Source organism: Neotamlana sedimentorum, from assembly GCF_000943565.1.
GTDB classification, from domain to species: domain Bacteria; phylum Bacteroidota; class Bacteroidia; order Flavobacteriales; family Flavobacteriaceae; genus Neotamlana; species Neotamlana sedimentorum.
The window spans coordinates 170,783-189,146 of sequence record NZ_JTDW01000001.1; the positions used below are offsets into that span (position 1 = coordinate 170,783).

Consider the following 18,364-nt stretch of genomic DNA (forward strand, 5'->3'; position numbering starts at 1 on the left):
TTTACGCCAATGGTTTTATTTGTTTAAATTCCAGTTGTAATCTAAGTAGCTTTTTGTTGCATTAGGAGCTATTTTTACTTGGGAATATGTATTTAAAAAATCAATTAAATTAGAGTCGTCGGTTTTAAAATCTTTTGCAAACCATTTAAATATTTTAGATAGTTTTAAGGTGTTTTCCGAAATTTGGTTTTTGGAGCTATCGGTTAAAAACTGTTGGGTAGCGTTGGTTAATTGCTCGTTTAAATTGGAAGTCTTAAAAGCTTGGTTTTGTAATTTCGGACAAGATATTGAGGCACAAACTATGGCGAAATGTATTCTAGGTTCGTCCATTTTTCTTAAAATATTATGCTCAATATCATTTAAGTTAAACCATTTTTCTTCTAATTTCCAAAGACGTTCATCCCACGGATTTTTTATGTCTTTAATACTTTTTACCGGATAATTTCTAAGGATTAAATCAATTGTAAAAGCATTATAAGCATTAATCCAAAAGGCTAATTTTTGGTTTTTAGAAAAACTAGAGAACTCGTTGGTAGAATAAATGGCTTGTAAACTTTTTATGTAATTATTTAATAGTTTTTCGTCTGTTTTAAATCCGTCATAATTAACATTTCCAACAACCGTAACGTGTTTTTGTAATAATGCATCCCAAGCGTTATGAAGATTTAACGGCAGATTGCTTTGGGTAGTTTTCGAAGGTGTTTGTTTTGTGTTATTTTCGGCTGTTTTAAACGAGTCTACTATTATTATTGGTTTATTTGTAAGTGCTGAATCTATAACAGCTTCAGGTGTTTTCTCTATAACTTTGGTTGTTGTTTTTTTTGATGCTTCGGAAGTGCTTTTAGTTCCAGAACAAGCTATAAATATAAGGCCAATACAAATAATAGTTAATTGTTTCATTTTTTTAAAGGATACATTTCTTGGTGTAAAAAATCTTTTGGAAAATTTTCATCGCCTTCAAATCCTAATTCAATATCTCTGCCGTTATGCGGTATGTAATTGGTTTTAAAAATATAGTCCCAAAGGCTTAAGGTTAGTCCGTAATTAACACCATACCTTACATGTTTTGGTAAGTGTTTTACATGATGCCAAATGTGCATTTTAGGATTGTTAAAAACATACTTTAAAACACCGTAATCCCATCCTAAGTTAGCATGGTTTAAGTGCCCAATTGTTATATTAAAAAAGTGAACAATGGCAACATCTTGCGCATCAAAACCACCAATAATAGCTAAAGGAATGTAGAGTATCGATTTATAAACCACAGGTTCCATCCAGTGGTAGCGTAGGTGAGCGGCAAAGCCCATTTCTTTTACACTATGGTGCACTTTATGGAAATTCCATAAAAACTCAAATCGGTGTAATAATCGATGGGTGTTCCATTGCACAAAATCTGAAACTACAAAGAAAATAAATAGGCCTAAGACTTTGGGTAATTGGTCGACATCGAAAAGCTGAAAACTTGAAATGGATAAATTAACTACACTTAAAATATCATTAAAAAAATGAGCAACAGTATTCGATAAAGCTATGAGAATTATAAGATTTAATAGAAAAAAATTAAAGAACATATAAAACGTATCTAACCAGAAATCTTTACGAAATACAGATTGATTTTTACGCCAAGGAAATATAATTTCTAAACCCCAAACTACGAGTGAAATAGCAATAAGGCCGTAAAAATAATTATCCCAATGGTTTATGTTAACTAATTCGTTTTTAAGATAGTTCCAATATCCGGAATATGATTTTTTAATAATGTCGAAATACCTTTCCATGGTTTAGTTTTTTATTTTTAAAAGAGATATTACGCCTAAAATAGGACCTATAGATAATATTACGAAAATGTACTTTATGCTAATGTGTTGCGATAATAAGGCCAGCAGCTGTATGCTTAAAATGGTTAAACTATAACCTATACAGTTTACAATAGTTAAAGCTGTTCCTCGAGTTTTCGCCGATGCATTTTTTGCAACCATTGTAGATAATAACGGGGAATCGATAATGACTACCATGCCCCAAAAAATTAAAAATACCATGACTACTATAACAGAGGAAGTTGATAATATTAAGGGTGATAATAAACAGCAAAAACCAGATAAAGCTAAAGCAACTAATGTCGTAGATTTAGTTGATGTTCTCTCCGAGATATAACCGCCAAAAACACAGGCTAAACTTCCTGAAGCTATAATTACAAACGACCATAATGAAACATTTATTGGAATATTTTGCGAATTGGAGTAGTAGCTTAATATTACAGGAACGAAAGCCCAAAAAGTATAGAGTTCCCACATGTGGCCAAAATAACCAAATGCCGTTTGTCTAAATTTTGTCGATTTAAAAATAGTTGCAAACAATGATAGTTTTATAGATGAGCTCGCAATTCGGTACGGGCCATTAGGAACTAAAAATAGCATTAAAACTCCGCCTAAAGTGGCTAACAGCGAAGTGTAAATAATAACTTGTTTCCAAAGGGCTGCGTCAATTGTGTTGCTTATTATGTGCGGGAACGCGGTGCCCAAAACTAAAGCGCCAACTAAAAAGCTTAACGATTTTCCTAAGCCTGCTTCAAAATAATCTGAAGCTATCTTCATGCCAATAGGATAAATTCCAGCGAGTAAAATACCTATGCTAAAACGTAAGCCAAATAAACTAAACAAAGTATTTTGTGGTAAAGTAATACCCAAGTTTAAAATAGCAGCAAGAAAAGCACAAACAAAAAATACTTTTGACGGCGGAAACCTATCGGCAACATTAAAAATGGCAAATAAAAGTGTGCCAGTTATAAAACCTAATTGTATAGCCGACGTTAAAATGCTTAAGGCGTTACCAGGTAAACCAAACGACTCAATTATTGGGTTAATAACCGCATTGCTTGCAAACCATAACGAGGTACAGCAAAATTGAGCGAACACAATTACGGTTAAAATACGTTTACTATTCATATTAACTTTAAAATTAGCTTAGTACAATGCCAATAATTGGTTTTGAAATTTTAAAAAACCGTGAATGTCTCAATTATTAATACCTTATAACCAAAGAATATAAGCGTATTGCTGTTGCTTGCTAAAGGTGTTTAAAAAGAATTAAATACTTTTTAATAATTCTTTAAATAACAAAATCATGTTAGGTTCTGCCTTGGTAGCATGCGCAATTATATCATCGATGTTTACAGGCTCTAGGTTGTCCGGATCACATTCATCGGTTAAAACCGAAATAGCAGCTACTTTTAAGTTTAAATGATTGGCTACAATAATTTCGGGCACGGTACTCATACCAACAGCATCGGCACCAATAATTTTAAGCATGCGATATTCGGCACGGGTTTCTAACTGCGGACCAACAACACTAGCATAAACACCTTTATGAAGTGTTATATTATGTTTTAAAGCAATGCTTTTAAATTTAGAATTAATCTCGGCATCGTAAGGAGCGCTCATGTCTGTAAATCGTTCACCAAGTTCCGAAACACCTTTAAATGCCAAAGGCGAACTACCTTGAAGATTTATATGGTCGTCTATAACCATTAATTCGCCCTTTTTAAAGTTTAAATTAATAGCTCCAGCTGCATTCGAAACTAAAAGCGTTTTAATGCCTAATTTTTCCATTATTCTTACTGGGAAAGTAACATCTTGCAAAGTGTAACCTTCGTAAACATGAAAACGGCCTTGCATAACAACAACCTTTTTGCCTTCAATGGTTCCATAAATAAGTTTGCCTTTATGAAACTCAACCGTAGCTGTTGGAAAGTTAGGAATATGGTTATAGCTAACTTGAGCAATAATTTCTATTTCATTAATTAATTGCCCTAAACCTGTGCCTAAAATAATACCAATTTCTGGGGAGTCAAATCCTTTTTCTTTTAAGTAGTCAACCGTTTTTTCAATAAATTTAATCATTTAATTGTTGTATTTTTTCCTGTAATATTTTGTTGTTTTTGTAAAATTTCGAGGCGATTAAGTCGTCGTAAGTATCAATGTCGTTTAATGTTTTTAGTGTGCTAAACGTACTATTATTTTGGGTTAAAGTTTTAAGTGTTTCGTTTAAAAGTGATGGCTGACTCCAAGGTTTGTTGCTAAATACTTCAGGAATAAGTTTAGATAAACCAATCAGGTAATAGCCACCGTCTTCAGCAGGTCCAAAAACCGCATCCTTAGTTTTTAAGGCTTCGAAAGCTTCATTAATTTCGGTTTCACTAATGTCTGGTAAATCCGACCCAATTAATACAATATTTTCGTAACCAGCATTAAAACCATCCTTAAAAGCATTAAGCATGCGATCGCCTAAATTAGCACCATTTTGAATGGTTTTAATATGATTGCCCCAGGTGTTTTCTTCAACGTTGTTCGAAAAATATATGCGCTTGCTGTAAGGAACCTGGTTGGCAACTTTTTCGGTAATTTTTAAAAGTTCGGTATATACTTCGAAAGCTCCATAATCGCCAATAGTTTTAGCGAGTCTAGTTTTTACAGTGCCTAATGTTTTGTTTTTAACAAATACTATTAAAAGGGTATTAGTCATAAATTTTTGTGCCTTTTGTTAACCATTTACTCCATGGTTTTGAGAATGTATGAATATTATCGGTTTCTACTTCTTTCGAGTCGTAAACTGGATTTCCTTTGTTTTTCCATTCAAAAATACCGCCATATAAGTTGTGAACGTTGGTATAGCCAGCCTTTTTTAGTTTTTCGCCAATGTCTTCCGATCGAATGCCAATAGAACAATAAACTATTATTTTAGCATCTTTATCTGGAAGATTTCCTGAAATCGAATCTACATTAAAAAAGTCGTAACCTACGCAAATGGCATTTTTTATATGACTTGTTTTAAACTCTTTAGGTTCTCTAGAGTCTAGCAGTGTAAAGGTTGCGGTTTCCGATTTTAATGAATCGACCGATATGTACGGAATACTGTTCGTGTTTTCTTTTTTTAGTAATGCTTTTAGTTTTTTTTGACTAAAACTGTACATCGTAAAAAAAAGAAGGCATAATGTTACATAAATTCTCATGTTCTGTTAGTTGAATGAATCTTTTTAACCTTACAATACAATTGGTTTTCCTTGTAATTGTTGTTCCATTTCTGGTAAAATTTCCATGTTATCCCAAATACCGTTTGCTATTGTTTTTGCATAAGATTCAGGAAGAATGCCATTACGCATTAACTTATTTGTAAAATTATAGTTGTATGCTAACTTACGGAAATTTATATGAAATGGTTTTACGCTATCGTCTAAAATAGCATACCAAACTTCGGTGTTTCCATCGTTGGCAGGCATACCAATTACGCCGGGGTTTATCCAATGTTTATTGGCTTTTTTATCTAAAAAAGGTAAACCAGAATGGCCAGCAATTATGGTGTCGCTTTTTGTAGCTTTAAAAACTTCTTGTTTTATCTGCCATGGCGTAGATTTAAAAATGTATTCTGAAATATTTGAAAATGAACCATGAACCACAAAAAAAGTAGAGTCGTTATAGTTAAATTGAATATGATCGGGAAGCGTTGCTAAATAGTTTAAAGCAGAGTGTGAAACTTGACTTTTAGCATAAGGATACCATTGTTGCGATAAATTATCGCATCGCGAACCAGACTTAAAATCGCAACCACAATCGTCTTCATTATTTATTAATTGTACTTCAATGTTACCTAAAATACTCTGTGCTTTCCAATTTTTAAATGTTTGAATAGTTTCTTCGGGTTGAGCACAATAACCAACAATATCGCCAGTGCAAATACAGTTTTCTGAAGGAATTTCTTCATGTTTTGCAACATCAATTAAAGCTTCTAAAGCTTGAAGATTACTATAAACACCTCCAAAAATTAAAAGTTTACCTGTTAAGCTTCCTAAGTCTTTTACTTTTTTATCCATGATGGTATTAAGTATAAAATAATACAACTAGAAATACCCCAAATATTTACCCAAAGTAAATCGGCATATTTTCCTGTTGTAAAAATTAAACTAGTCGGAAAACTTTTAAAAACTAACAAGAAACCAAAAATAACACCAGTAATTACACTTAAAAAGAAACTCATTTTAGGCACGTCTTTTTTCCAAAATATAAAAACAGGAGTTAAGCCAATAACCATGGTTCCAGAAATGGTTGTAGCCGATAAAATTTCGGCATCTAAAAAAACGGGTAAAGTACCAAGTATGGCAACGGCAATCATAACCGCGCGACCAAAGGTTAAACTGTTTTTTGCACCCAAATCTAAAACCAAGAGTTTAGAAAAGGATGAGAATGTAGAGTCTAAGGTTGATGCTGCCGAGGTAATCATTATAAAATTAATAACGAGTAATACTAATACCCCAAAAAATTTCCCAACCTGTACAGCGGCTTGCCCACTAAAACCTTGTTCCTTTGCAAAAACACCAATTATACTAAACAAAATAATACATAATGCGCCTAACACACTTGCCCATAAAAAACTCTTTCGAGTCACTTTTGGAGAACTTATAAACGCACGATCGGTTAACACTGGATCATGAAACGGATAGCTAAACGACTGAATTATAGCTGCAAAAAATAAATTTAAACCTAAGTCGAAGCTCCATGTGCCAGATTGTAGTACGTTGGAAACGTTAAAGTCTTCTACCGAAAAAATATTCCAAAGAATAATGCAGAGTAAAATGCCAAACAACACCATTTGAATCACATCGGTAAAAATAGAACTACTTAATCCGCCTTTTACAGCGTACGATAAAGTTAAAAAGGTAAAAACAACTATGGCCCAATAATAATTGGAGCTTCCTGTTTCGCCAAAATAACTCCCAATTACCATGGTATTACTCCAAACTTCATTAAACAACCTAAAGGCTATTAAAAGTGAAAAAATCGTCATGGCACTTTTGCCAAATTTAGAGATTAAAAAATGATGGATGCTTTCATATTTACCGTTAACCCTAATTTTATAAAGCACAACTCCGGCAACTGCAAAGGATAAGTAGTAGCCAGCATAAGCAACACCACCCACTAAACCATAACTTAGTCCAAGGTTGGCTGCAATGGTTATACTTTTTGCGAAAATCCAGGAAATAATAAGGCTTCCCGTTAACATTAAGGTGTTTGGGGCTTTGTTTTTATGTGTTGCCTTAAAAAATTCGTCTGTAGTTTTTGCTAAAGGCGATAAAAAAAAGAAAATAAGGCTAGATGAAATTACCAGTAGCCATTGCCAATTTATTACACTCATATATTTTTAATTATTCCACCAAACTGGCACATTAATACTATTGTTGTTTGTTGCAGATGCGGCCTCTGCATAATTTTCAGAATTTAACGCTTCTTCTTCTGCAGGATAAGGCATTCTTACCGGGATAAGGTTGTTATTTAAACTTGCAGAAATAGTTTTTAACTGCGGGTAACCTGTGCGTCTATATTCTATCCAGCCTTCGTAACCGTTAATTACATTTGCGATCCATTTTTGTGTAATAATTTGTTCTAACGGATTAGAATCAATGGCATTGTAAGCCGCTGTTCCGGTAAGGTAAGTTGCTGGTAATTCGGTGTTCCAGTATTCAAAAGCTAAAGCAACACCGTTTTCGTAAAGGGTTTGAGCATCTGCAGAAATGAGTCCTTTTTCGGCAGCTTCAGCTAAAGCAAATTGTACTTCCCAAGCAGTAATAAAATTAGCGTCTAGTGTTGAAGTGTCTTCTCTAAAAGCGGTGCTTGCTAAGGAGTAATCGGCTAAAGCAATAGAGGTTGAAGAAGCATCAATACCGTTTAAAAGTCCGTTGAAAGCATTGGAATCTGAATTAGAAAAAGGTCTAAATAAGCTGCTTATTCTAGGATCGTTAAGGTCGTTTAAAATGTTCTCCATGGTTTCAGATAATACAAAATTATTAAAATCACCAACTCGAAGTTGTGCCAATCTAAAGCTATTTGGATCTGTGTTTGTAAAGTTGAAAATAGCATTTTCGGAATTTGTAATGATGTAATTAGCCTCATTAAAAAGCGTTTGTAATTCTGCTGAAACATCCGTTTTATCCGAAATACGAACAAGGTGTTTTATTTTTAATGCATTTGCAAACTTTATCCAAGATTGAAGATTGCCGTTAAACAAAATATCGCCTTCCAGTGGGATAACGTCGCTGTAAGATTCAATAGCAGCAATGCCTTTAGTTAAATTATCTAAAATACCATTTTTGTTTAAGTAGATTGCTTCTTGCGTGTCGTAAGCAGGATTTACAGTGCCTTCAATACCATTAAAAGCTTCAAAATAGGGCACATCGCCAAATAAATCGGTTAATCCTGCAGCCATATAAGCTTTCAAAATAAGTGCAGGACCTTCGTAAACAGCATAGGTTTCTATGGTTCTCGATTGGTTTAAAATGATTTCGTTATCTCTTAAATTAGTATAAAACACAGGCCACGGATTACCACCTAGTTGAGGTGATTTTAAATCGTGGCGATCAAAAAGATTAAAATCTAAAGCCGTTCGATGTTGTGCTAACAAATCGCCGGCGACAAACCCTTCGTAGCTCATGTTTTCTCCAAAGTCGTAAATTACTTGTCGTAATAGCAAACTTGGTTGAACTGTGCTTGGGGCGTTTGGGTTGGTGTTTATTTCCTCAAAGTTTTTAGTGCAACTGGTAATTACCAAAAGACAAAACATGGAAAGTATATATTGTAAAATTTTCATTGTTGATAATTTAAAAGTTAAATCCGGCTTTAAAACCAATACTTCTTGTGGTTGCGTAACTCATATCTTCTACACCATTTACAAAGCCGTTACCTTGTACAGCAAGTTGCTCGGGATCGAAATGTGGGTTTTCGGTTATCGCAAAAAGGTTGTTGCCAACTAAGCTTAGTTTTACATCCATACCTTCTTTTAGCCCAAAAAAGCCATTGTTTAAATTAAATGTATAACCAACGGCAAATTGTCTTAATTTTAAAAATGAAGCGTCGTAAACATTGTTTTCTTCATGGTTACGATCGTAAAATTGGCGGTAATAACTTTCGGCGGTAATAGCAACTGTATTTGGTTCGCCTGTGTTTATATTTACACCTTCTGCTATAATGCCTTCTGTTGGCCTGTAGCTGGTTTCTACAAGTTGACCACCAACATTACCAAGAGCGCTTGTTCGCGATACTATTTCACCACCCTGTCTCCAATCGAAAAGAAAATTAAGATTCCAGTTTTTATAGGTGAAATTGTTATTCCAACCAAGTATGAAATCAGGATTATAGTTGCCTAATTTCTTTAGGTTGTTATCGGCAATGTAATTACCGTTATCGTCTATAACAAAATCGCCATCGTCGTTACGTTGGTAGCCAGTTCCGTAAAAATCACCTATGCGTCCGCCTTCTTCTACTTGAAACCAAACGGTTTGGTTCGCACTGTCGTAAATTCTACTGTATGCTAGAGTTAGTCGGCCATCCGCTTGCGGTAAATCTTGAATTACAGATCGGTTCGATGCAAAATTTAGGGTGCTATTCCAACTAAAATTATCGTTTTGAATTGGTGAGAAGCCCAGGATAATTTCAACACCTTGTGTGTTTACTTTTCCTCCGTTAACCACTTGCTGATTGTAACCAGACGAAATGGCAATAGGCAATGAGATAATCTGGTCGGTAGTTGTGGCGTTGTAATAGGTAAAATCGAATCGTAACTTATTATTAAAAAATCGTAAATCGGTACCTAATTCGTACGAAGTAATATGTTCTGGTTTTAAGTTAGAATTAGAAATAAAATCTTGGTTGCTAAATGTTGGTTGACTATCGAAAGGGGTTTGCGAGACAAAGGCACTAGAGGTTTGATAAGCGCTAGTGTCGTTACCAACTTGAGCAATACTGGCTCTAAATTTAGCGAAAGAAATAGATTCTGGAAACTCAAAAATATTCGATAAAATTAAACCTGAAGAAATTGACGGATAGAAAAAGGAGCTATTATCTGCCGAAAATGGCGTCGCCAATGCACTCGACCAATCGTTACGTGCTGTAATATCTAAAAATAGAAAATCTTTATATCCTAATTTAGCAATTCCGTAAAGTGAGTTTATTCGTTTTTCGCTTTTAAATTGAAAGACCTCAATAGGTGAAGCTGCGTTATTTAGGTTGAAAATTCCGGGTTGTGCTAAACTTACCGTTTGCGATTGTTTGTTTGATGCGGTTTGATTTAAGCGATTACCGCCAAAATAAACATCGACCGAAACATCGCTAAAATTATTTTTATAGTTGAGTAAAAAATCGGTGTTTACTTCTCTAAACATAACATCGTGTTCGGCATAAGCACCATTTTGAAAACGATTGCTACTATATGCACGACGTAATGTTCTGGTTTCACTACTATAATCTAACCCAGAACGAACGGTAAGACTTAATTTTGGTGAGATATTTTGTTTTAAAGCGAGATTACCAAAAACTCTATCGCGATTAAAAGCGTTGGTGTTTTCGTTAAGGATAAAATACGGATTATCGAAAAATGTATAGTTAAACGAATATTGTTGAACATCTTCTAATCCAGGTTGCCAATAATTTTTAAGGTTGTTAATGTTTAATGATCGTGGTCCCCAAGCAACTAAAGAATAATTGGCATTTTCGCTACCATATCCGTTCGATGGTCTGTTATCGCTACTAGAATTAATATAACTTATTGCGGCGTTAACCTCGGTTTTTTCGGTTGGTTTAAAGTTAAGCTTGGTGTTAATGGTTTGTCTATCTAAATTAACACCAGGAATAATAGCTTCACTTCTTAAATCGGTGAAAGATAGTCTGTAATTACCTGTTTCGAATCCATTAGCAATAGACAGATTGTTTATAGTTGTAATTCCAGTTTGATAAAATTCTTTTAAATTATCTGGTTGCGAAACAAAAGGTGTCGCTGTAATATCTAAATCTGAATATAAAGCGGTATCTCCACCACGTACAACAGTACCGTTTGCAAGTTGTACAGGACTATCGAATTGCGGAATAAGCAAGCCGCTGTCTAAACGTGGTCCCCAAGAATAGGTAATGTTGTCGTTAATACCACCACCAAGACCATCAACATATTCAAATTGTCCGGAGTTTCCTTGTCCGTAACTATTTTGAAAATCGGGAAGTTTAAAAGCTGTATCAACAAAAATAGACGTGTTGTAGCTAATACCAAGTCCTTTAGCATTGATTCCATTTTTGGTTTCAATAACAATGACACCATTTGATGCTCTTGTGCCATAAAGCGCCGCAGCACTTGGTCCTTTTAAAACGGTAACCGATGAAATATCGTCTGGATTTACTTCCATGGCGCCATTTCCAAAGTCAATTTCTTGAAAACCAGCTGCAGCTTCGTTAGTAAAGTTAAAAACAGTTTCGTTATTAATTGGAACGCCATCGACCACAAAAAGCGGATTGTTGTTAGAAAATGATGCCTCGCCTCGTATAGTGATTTTAGACGACGAACCTATTCCGGTTGCACCTTGTGTAACGGTTACACCAGCAAGCTTACCTTGTAAATTATCTAGAAAATTTACCGTTTTTACTGTAGTTAGTTTTTTAGAACTTATGGCTTGTACAGCGTAACCCAATTCTTTGGTGTCGCGCTCTAAACCTAAAGCAGTAACAACAACTTCGTCGAGAGCTGAAGAATCTTCTAAAAAAGATATATTAATTGTTGTTTGTTCGCCAACAATAACGGTTTCAGTTTTATATCCTAGAAACGAAAAAATAAGTTGGTCTTGTTTGTTAGAAACAACGATGCTGTACGTACCATCATCATTAGTTGTTGTTCCTTTTCCGCTAGAACTTATAATATTCGCAAACGGAACCGGTTGTTGGGTATTGGCATCTGTAACTATACCAGAAACAGTAATTTGTGCATTGCCAAAAAAACACAGCATTGTTATAATGCAAGTGTAAAAGTACTTCATATATTGCTTCCACTAACGTGGATTATTATTAGTTTTTTAGTTTGAATTAAGGAGGTTTTTATTGGTTTTAAAATTGTTTAGTTGGAAAGTATAACAGGAGAGCCTTTGTTAAACAGTTTGCTTACACCAAATAGGCTATGGTGCATTTTGTTTGGTGAGAAAATGTGTTTTGTAAGCCTTACGAGCTTAGAAAATAATCGTTTTAAAGATTTGGGTAACAGTCTGGATGATTTTAAGGCCATTATAATATCCTCTGAAGAATCAATATCAGACAAGGGTTCTAAAAGTGAAAACTCCAGATTTTTAGATGTTAAATCGCAAATGAAATTTTGCTTGAGTGTTTTTGTTTCCCAAGGTAAGGCTGCAAAGGATTCTTTATCAAAATCCTTTTTATTAAAACTCATTAAATAAAAGCCGCCATCTGTTGATGGCCCTAAAACGCAAGATTTGTTTTGAAGGCGACTTGAAGCTTTTTTAAGAATTCGTGTATTGATGTGCGGAATGTCGCTACCAATGGTGATAACATTTTGAAAGCCTTTCTCAAAAACTGAAGCTATGGCATTCGAAAATCGCTCGCCAAAGTTTATGCCGTTTTGTTGGCTTTCTGGAAAATGAAAATATGGTAGCCCGGTTTTTTGTACTGTTTTAAGTGTTTTGGCCTCAATAATATTAAAAAATTCCGCAGAAGTTATCACCTTAGTGTGTAATAACTTTTTAGCAGAGTTAGTAAAAATTAATATGGCCGTTCGTTGTTTCATTTATATTAAGCTACGCTTCCTTGGCAACTACTTCCTGCTCCAGCAGTACAGCCGTAACAGTGTTGCGAAATTACAATTTTTCTTCCTTCTAGTAGTTCTTCGTTATATTCGGATATATGTTTGACTTTGCTATTAATCGGCAACGCCAACATTTGATTAAAATCGCAATCGTATAAATAGCCATCCCAACTTATAGAAAGGGTGTTGGTACACATAACATTTGCAACAGCAGAAGGGTTGTAAGCTTCGACGAGTTGATACATGTAGTCTTCGTAATTTTCAGATGCAATAAGAAAATCTAAAAATCGAGCTATTGGTAAATTGGTAATGGCAAACAAGTTATGAAATTGAATGCTAAAATCGTCCATTAAAGCCTTTTTAAAATCTTTTTCCATTGAAGCTTGGTCGCCAGGTAAAAATGCACCCGACGGATTGTAAACCAAATCTAATCGTAAATCGCTACCAGGCATACCATATCCTACGACATTAAGTTCTTGCAATGCTTTAATAGATTTGTCGAAAACGCCATTACCGCGCTGTTTGTCGGTTTTTCCACGAGTCCAATGCGGCATAGAACTTACGACATGAACATTATGCTTTTTAAAAAACTGAGGTAAATCGTAATATTTTTTGTTAGCTCGAATAATGGTAAGGTTGGAGCGCACAATAAAGTCTTTAATACCGGCTTTGGCAGCTTCTTCTACAAACCATCTAAAATCAGGATTCATTTCTGGAGCGCCTCCTGTTAAATCTAAAGTATGTGCGCCTGTGTTTTTAATAACGTCTAGGCATTGCTGCATAGTTTCTTTCGTCATTATTTCCTTTCGGTCTGGACCAGCATCAACGTGGCAATGGTCGCAAACTTGGTTGCACATATAGCCAACATTAATTTGTAATATTTCTAGTTTTTTTGCTTTAAGCGGAAACTGATTGGTTTCGGCAATCTTATCTTTAAACGTTGGTAGTTCGCCACTTTTAAAAATACCATTCGATAAAATTTCTAACTGTCTGTTACTTTGTGCTAAGTCGCTTTCGCGTTTTTTTAGGGATTTGGTTACCATTAAATCGTTATCTTGTTTTGTGTATCTACGAAATTAGCTGGTTATAAGTTTTATAATTTACCCATCTAATTTGTTTACTTTGTTCATCATTTGAACCCCATGAACTAAAGTTGCTCCGCTTTTAATGGCTGCACCTACATGTATAGCTTCCATCATTTCCTCTTTGGTTACGCCACGTTGTAAGCCATCTTTGGTATAAGCATCAATGCAATACGGGCATTGTTCGGTATGAGCAACGGCTAAAGCTATAAGCGATTTTTCGCGAGCAGTTAAGGCGCCTTCTTCAAATACTTTGCCGTAGTACTCGAAAAATTTGTTGCCAAGTTCCTCGCTCCAATCTGTAATTTTTCCAAATTTTCTTAAGTCCGCGGGGTCGTAATATGTTTTTGACATTTTCGAAATATTTTTTACTAAATATAAAAATGTATATGACAATAGGTCGCAAAGTTTAAAAATTCTTAACAAAAAGGTTCGATTTTATATCGAACCTTTTTTATTTGCTTGTTATTTAAGTGTTTATGTGTTGGGCTAATTTCTTAATAAACTTCTGGAAATTACAATTTTTTGAATTTCACTGGTGCCTTCGTAAATCTGGGTAATTTTAGCATCTCGCATTAATCGTTCTACGTGGTATTCTTTTACAAAACCATTACCACCATGAATTTGCACAGCTTCAACTGTATGTTCCATGGCAACTTTGCTGGCGTATAATTTAGCCATGGCGCTCGATGTATCGTAGCTTGTACCTTGGTCTTTATCGAAAGCAGATTTCATAACTAACATTCTGGCGGCTTCAATATCGGTATACATATCGGCCAATTTAAAAGCAATGGCTTGATGATTACTTATTTCGGTGCCAAAAGCTTTACGTTCCTTGCTGTATTTTAAGGCTAATTCGTAAGCTCCCGAAGCAATACCTAAAGCTTGTGCGGCAATACCAATGCGTCCTCCAGATAATGTTTTCATGGCAAATTTAAATCCAAAACCATCATCTCCAATTCTATTTTCTTTAGGTACTTTTACATCGTTAAATTGTAGGGTATGGGTATCGCTTCCGCGGATTCCTAGCTTGTCTTCTTTTGGACCAACATGGAAACCTTCCATGCTTTTTTCAACAATAAATACGTTAATTCCTTTGTGACCTTTATCTTTATCGGTTTGGGCAATAACTAAATAAATATCGGCTCTTCCGCCATTTGTAATCCAGTTTTTAGTGCCGTTTATTACGTAATGGTCGCCATTATCTATTGCTGTTGTTTTTTGCGAAGTCGCATCGCTTCCAGCTTCGGGCTCGCTTAAACAGAAGGCGCCAACATATTCTCCTGTCGCTAATTTGGTTAAATATTTTTGCTTTTGTGCTTCGGTGCCATAAGCTTCTAACCCATAACAAACCAACGAGTTGTTTACCGAAACAATTACAGAAGCAGAAGCATCTATTTTCGATAATTCTTCCATAATTAATACATACGAAATCGTATCCATTCCACTGCCGCCGTATTTTGGGTCTACCATTATGCCTAAAAAACCAAGGTCCCCCATTTTTTTTACCAACGCCGATGGGAATTCTTGTTTGTTGTCTCGTTCTATAACTCCTGGTAGTAACTCGGTTTGTGCAAAATCGCGAGCCGCATCGCGTATTAATTTATGTTCTTCGGTAAGTTTAAAATTCATTTTTCGTAATATTTCGTTTAGTTTATTAGGGATTTTTTTCAAATATAGTTTTTTGATGTGAATTTGTCAATGAGAATATCTTTTTTACTAGTTTTTTGACTGGAGAAATAAACTATTGATTTTTCAAAATTTATCTCTCTTAAAAATAACACAAAATTAATCTTAAAGATTTTTAGTTTTTTATATTTGTTACCTTACAATTAAATCGTTTTGTTATGACACAGCTTTAGCTACAATTTATTTTCAATTCAGTCTTCCCCGAATATAAATTTTAGTTTAAACCAAGTCATAATTATAACAATGAAAACATTACTTAAAAAGTACGAGAATAAGGAACCCGAAATCGTTTTTAACTGGAAAGACGCCGAAACCGAAGCCGAAGGATGGGTGGTAATAAACTCTTTACGAGGTGGAGCAGCTGGTGGAGGAACACGCATGCGATTGGGGCTGGATGTTAACGAAGTTTTATCGTTAGCAAAAACCATGGAAATTAAATTCACCGTTTCTGGTCCTGCAATTGGAGGTGCAAAATCGGGTATAAATTTTAATCCACAAGATCCAAGAAAAAAAGGCGTATTAGAGCGCTGGTATAAAGTGGTTTCTCCCTTATTGAAAAGTTATTACGGTACGGGTGGCGATTTAAATGTAGACGAAATTCACGAAGTTATTCCAATAACCGAACAAAGTGGTGTTTGGCACCCGCAAGAAGGTGTTTTTAACGGACATTTTAAACCTACTGAAGCCGATAAAATAAATCGCATTGGTCAATTACGTCATGGAGTTATCAAAGTTATTGAAAACCCAGAATTTTCACCTAATGTGGCAAGAAAATATACGGTAGCCGATATGATAACTGGTTATGGTGTTGCCGAAGCCGTAAAGCAATATTATAGTATTTATGGTGGGAATATAGTAGGTAAACGAGCTGTGATTCAAGGGTTTGGAAATGTTGGTTCGGCAGCAGCTTTTTATTTGTCGCAAATGGGAGCTAAAATAGTTGGAATTATTGATGTAGTTGGTGGTTTAATAAATGAAGATGGATTTTCGTTCGAAGAAATAACCGAACTATTTTTAAATAAGTCAGGAAATACATTAAATGCTGAAAATTTAATACCTTTCGACGAAATTAATGAGAAAATTTGGGGATTAAATACCGAAATTTTTGCACCTTGTGCAGCATCTCGATTAATTACAAAACATCAAATAAATACAATGATAAATAGTGGGTTAGAAGTAGTTTCTTGCGGAGCAAATGTACCGTTTGCCGATAAAGAAATTTTCTTTGGCCCTATTATGGAATATACCGACGATCGTGTAAGTTTAATTCCCGATTTTATATCAAATTGCGGAATGGCTAGAGTTTTTGCTTATTTTATGGAACGTAAAGTACAAATGACAGACGAGGCTATTTTTAACGATACCTCTAGCATTATAAAATCGGCGTTACAGAATATTCACAAAAAAAATAAATTAAAATCAAAAATAAGTGCAACAGCTTTCGAAATTGCACTAAACCAACTTATTTAAATTTTTCACTATGTTAAAATATTTTTTAGGAAGTAGTCCAAAGTGGTTTAAATTGACCATGATTAGTTTTTTAATTTTCAACGTATTTTCGTTTTACGTTTTAGGTAAAACTGTAACCTCGTGGTTGTTTATAGCCGAATTTATTTTCACCTTAGCTATGGCTTTAAAGTGTTATCCGTTGCAATCGGGTGGTTTGTTGGCTATCGAGGTTATTGCACTTGGTTTAACATCACCACATAATGCCTACCACGAAGTAGACCAAAACTTAGAAGTAGTTTTACTTTTAGTGTTTATGGTGGCAGGTATTTACTTTATGAAACCGCTATTAATGTTTATTTTTAGTAAAGTGTTTACTAAAATAAAGTCAAAAATAGTACTATCGCTTTTATTCGTATTTTTATCAGCAATACTCTCAGCATTTTTAGATGCTTTAACCGTTACTGCAGTTTTAATTAGTGTGGCGGTAGGTTTTTATGGTGTTTATCATAAAATACATTCTAGTGAGGAAGATTTAAATAAAAGTGGTATAAAGGATAGACAGGAGTTAAGTGGGGAAACTTTAGAGCAATTCCGTAGTTTTTTACGTAGTTTAATAATGCATGGAGTAGTCGGTACTGCATTAGGTGGTGTATGTACACTAGTAGGAGAGCCTCAAAACTTACTTATTGGAGAACGAATGGGGTGGGATTTTATTCAGTTCTTTTTACAAATGGCACCAATAACTATCCCCGTTTTATTCGCTGGTTTATTAACGACGGTAGTTTTAGAACTTACAGGTAGTTTTGGGTTTGGTGCAAAATTACCTCTGGTAGTAGCCGATATTATAGAGAATTATACAGTAAAACAAGATGAAAATCGTTCTGATAAAGAAAAATATGCCTTAATTGTTCAAGGTGTTGCTGCTGTTTTATTAATTATTGGTTTGGCTTTACATATTGCTCCAGTTGGTTTTATTGGTTTAGCATTAATAATATTCCAAACCGCGTTTATTGGTATTATTGATGAGCATCAACTTGGACATGCTTTCGAAGAAGCATTGCCATTTACAGGTTTGTTAGTAGTGTTCTTTGTAATTGTAGCGATGATTCACGATCAGCACTTGTTTAGTCCAATTATACACTGGGCTTTAGAGCAGGATCCGGCATCACAACCAGGGTTGTTTTATATTGCTAACGGGGTTTTATCGGCCATTAGTGATAACGTATTTGTTGCTACAGTTTATATAGGTGAAGTACAAGAAGCATTTAAAAGTGGTGTGATAGATAGAGAACATTTTGAGAAATTAGCAATTGCAATAAACACCGGTACAAACTTACCTAGTGTAGCAACACCAAATGGTCAAGCAGCATTTTTGTTTTTATTAACATCTGCTTTAGCACCATTAATTAATCTATCTTATGGTAAAATGGTTAAAATGGCTTTACCTTATACTATTGTTTTAGGCGGATTAGGATATTTAATGGTAAAATTTGTTCTAGTATAATTTTATTAATAATTTTCCGTTACCA

Annotated in this window: 16 protein-coding genes; 2 read left to right on the forward strand and 14 right to left on the reverse strand. The window is 34.6% G+C overall.

Translation table 11 applies throughout. The annotated features are described in order from the left end of the window. Positions 1-15: 15 nt before the first annotated feature. From PW52_RS00740 to PW52_RS00805, 14 genes are all read right to left on the reverse strand, one after another. Positions 16-900, reverse strand: coding sequence for a DUF547 domain-containing protein (locus PW52_RS00740; protein ID WP_082050791.1), 885 nt, complete (start codon positions 898-900; stop codon positions 16-18). After that, positions 897-1,778, reverse strand: coding sequence for a sterol desaturase family protein (locus PW52_RS00745; RefSeq protein WP_044631015.1), 882 nt, complete (start codon positions 1,776-1,778; stop codon positions 897-899). Before PW52_RS00745 ends, PW52_RS00740 begins: the two co-directional genes overlap by 4 nt. Before the next feature lie 3 nt (positions 1,779-1,781). Beyond that, positions 1,782-2,945 (reverse strand): MFS transporter, encoded by a 1,164-nt coding sequence (locus PW52_RS00750; protein WP_044631016.1) that lies wholly within the window; start codon positions 2,943-2,945, stop codon positions 1,782-1,784. Between the two features lie 141 nt (positions 2,946-3,086). Beyond that, positions 3,087-3,899 carry a purine-nucleoside phosphorylase gene (locus PW52_RS00755; RefSeq protein WP_044631017.1) on the reverse strand — a complete coding sequence of 271 codons (813 nt, stop codon included), beginning with the start codon at positions 3,897-3,899 and terminating at the stop codon, positions 3,087-3,089. Beyond that, positions 3,892-4,521 (reverse strand): TIGR04282 family arsenosugar biosynthesis glycosyltransferase, encoded by a 630-nt coding sequence (locus PW52_RS00760; RefSeq protein WP_044631018.1) that lies wholly within the window; start codon positions 4,519-4,521, stop codon positions 3,892-3,894. The genes PW52_RS00755 and PW52_RS00760 overlap by 8 nt, the downstream gene beginning before the upstream one ends. After that, positions 4,514-5,008, reverse strand: coding sequence for a rhodanese-like domain-containing protein (locus tag PW52_RS00765; RefSeq protein ID WP_044631019.1), 495 nt, complete (start codon positions 5,006-5,008; stop codon positions 4,514-4,516). The genes PW52_RS00760 and PW52_RS00765 overlap by 8 nt, the downstream gene beginning before the upstream one ends. A 30-nt stretch (positions 5,009-5,038) precedes the next feature. Continuing rightward, complete coding sequence (locus PW52_RS00770; RefSeq protein ID WP_044631020.1) at positions 5,039-5,866, reverse strand: metallophosphoesterase family protein; 828 nt, start codon at positions 5,864-5,866, stop codon at positions 5,039-5,041. Beyond that, positions 5,851-7,185 (reverse strand): sodium:solute symporter family transporter, encoded by a 1,335-nt coding sequence (locus tag PW52_RS00775; protein WP_044631021.1) that lies wholly within the window; start codon positions 7,183-7,185, stop codon positions 5,851-5,853. The genes PW52_RS00770 and PW52_RS00775 overlap by 16 nt, the downstream gene beginning before the upstream one ends. 6 nt (positions 7,186-7,191) lie before the next feature. After that, the gene (locus tag PW52_RS00780) at positions 7,192-8,634 is read right to left on the reverse strand and encodes a SusD/RagB family nutrient-binding outer membrane lipoprotein (protein ID WP_044631278.1); all 1,443 of its coding nucleotides are present in this window, start codon (positions 8,632-8,634) and stop codon (positions 7,192-7,194) included. 10 nt (positions 8,635-8,644) lie between these two features. Then, a complete protein-coding gene (locus PW52_RS00785) occupies positions 8,645-11,839 on the reverse strand; it encodes a SusC/RagA family TonB-linked outer membrane protein (protein ID WP_044631022.1) in 3,195 nt (1,064 codons plus the stop codon). 77 nt (positions 11,840-11,916) lie between these two features. Next, positions 11,917-12,597, reverse strand: coding sequence for a TIGR04282 family arsenosugar biosynthesis glycosyltransferase (locus PW52_RS00790; protein ID WP_044631023.1), 681 nt, complete (start codon positions 12,595-12,597; stop codon positions 11,917-11,919). Positions 12,598-12,602: 5 nt separating this feature from the next. After that, the gene (gene arsS, locus PW52_RS00795; protein ID WP_044631024.1) at positions 12,603-13,658 is read right to left on the reverse strand and encodes an arsenosugar biosynthesis radical SAM (seleno)protein ArsS; all 1,056 of its coding nucleotides are present in this window, start codon (positions 13,656-13,658) and stop codon (positions 12,603-12,605) included. A gap of 57 nt (positions 13,659-13,715) precedes the next feature. Next, positions 13,716-14,051: an arsenosugar biosynthesis-associated peroxidase-like protein gene (locus PW52_RS00800; protein WP_044631025.1), complete on the reverse strand. Its 336-nt coding sequence runs from the start codon at positions 14,049-14,051 to the stop codon at positions 13,716-13,718. Between the two features lie 135 nt (positions 14,052-14,186). Further along, entirely contained in the window at positions 14,187-15,329 is a 1,143-nt protein-coding gene (locus tag PW52_RS00805; RefSeq protein ID WP_044631279.1) for an acyl-CoA dehydrogenase, read from the reverse strand. A 300-nt stretch (positions 15,330-15,629) separates the two neighbouring features. Here PW52_RS00805 and PW52_RS00810 point away from each other — a divergent pair, with 300 nt between their 5' ends. Both PW52_RS00810 and nhaB read left to right on the forward strand, forming a co-directional pair. Next, entirely contained in the window at positions 15,630-16,856 is a 1,227-nt protein-coding gene (locus tag PW52_RS00810) for a Glu/Leu/Phe/Val dehydrogenase dimerization domain-containing protein (protein ID WP_044631026.1), read from the forward strand. Between the two features lie 10 nt (positions 16,857-16,866). Further along, positions 16,867-18,339 carry a sodium/proton antiporter NhaB gene (gene nhaB, locus PW52_RS00815; RefSeq protein ID WP_044631027.1) on the forward strand — a complete coding sequence of 491 codons (1,473 nt, stop codon included), beginning with the start codon at positions 16,867-16,869 and terminating at the stop codon, positions 18,337-18,339. Positions 18,340-18,364 lie beyond the last annotated feature (25 nt).

Coding starts and splice junctions, on each gene's coding strand:
- PW52_RS00740 (WP_082050791.1), bottom strand. CDS start 900: ATGAAACAATTAACTATTATTTGTATTGGCCTTATATTTATAGCTTGT.
- PW52_RS00745 (WP_044631015.1), bottom strand. CDS start 1,778: ATGGAAAGGTATTTCGACATTATTAAAAAATCATATTCCGGATATTGG.
- PW52_RS00750 (WP_044631016.1), bottom strand. CDS start 2,945: ATGAATAGTAAACGTATTTTAACCGTAATTGTGTTCGCTCAATTTTGC.
- PW52_RS00755 (WP_044631017.1), bottom strand. CDS start 3,899: ATGATTAAATTTATTGAAAAAACGGTTGACTACTTAAAAGAAAAAGGA.
- PW52_RS00760 (WP_044631018.1), bottom strand. CDS start 4,521: ATGACTAATACCCTTTTAATAGTATTTGTTAAAAACAAAACATTAGGC.
- PW52_RS00765 (WP_044631019.1), bottom strand. CDS start 5,008: ATGAGAATTTATGTAACATTATGCCTTCTTTTTTTTACGATGTACAGT.
- PW52_RS00770 (WP_044631020.1), bottom strand. CDS start 5,866: ATGGATAAAAAAGTAAAAGACTTAGGAAGCTTAACAGGTAAACTTTTA.
- PW52_RS00775 (WP_044631021.1), bottom strand. CDS start 7,185: ATGAGTGTAATAAATTGGCAATGGCTACTGGTAATTTCATCTAGCCTT.
- PW52_RS00780 (WP_044631278.1), bottom strand. CDS start 8,634: ATGAAAATTTTACAATATATACTTTCCATGTTTTGTCTTTTGGTAATT.
- PW52_RS00785 (WP_044631022.1), bottom strand. CDS start 11,839: ATGAAGTACTTTTACACTTGCATTATAACAATGCTGTGTTTTTTTGGC.
- PW52_RS00790 (WP_044631023.1), bottom strand. CDS start 12,597: ATGAAACAACGAACGGCCATATTAATTTTTACTAACTCTGCTAAAAAG.
- arsS (WP_044631024.1), bottom strand. CDS start 13,658: ATGGTAACCAAATCCCTAAAAAAACGCGAAAGCGACTTAGCACAAAGT.
- PW52_RS00800 (WP_044631025.1), bottom strand. CDS start 14,051: ATGTCAAAAACATATTACGACCCCGCGGACTTAAGAAAATTTGGAAAA.
- PW52_RS00805 (WP_044631279.1), bottom strand. CDS start 15,329: ATGAATTTTAAACTTACCGAAGAACATAAATTAATACGCGATGCGGCT.
- PW52_RS00810 (WP_044631026.1), top strand. CDS start 15,630: ATGAAAACATTACTTAAAAAGTACGAGAATAAGGAACCCGAAATCGTT.
- nhaB (WP_044631027.1), top strand. CDS start 16,867: ATGTTAAAATATTTTTTAGGAAGTAGTCCAAAGTGGTTTAAATTGACC.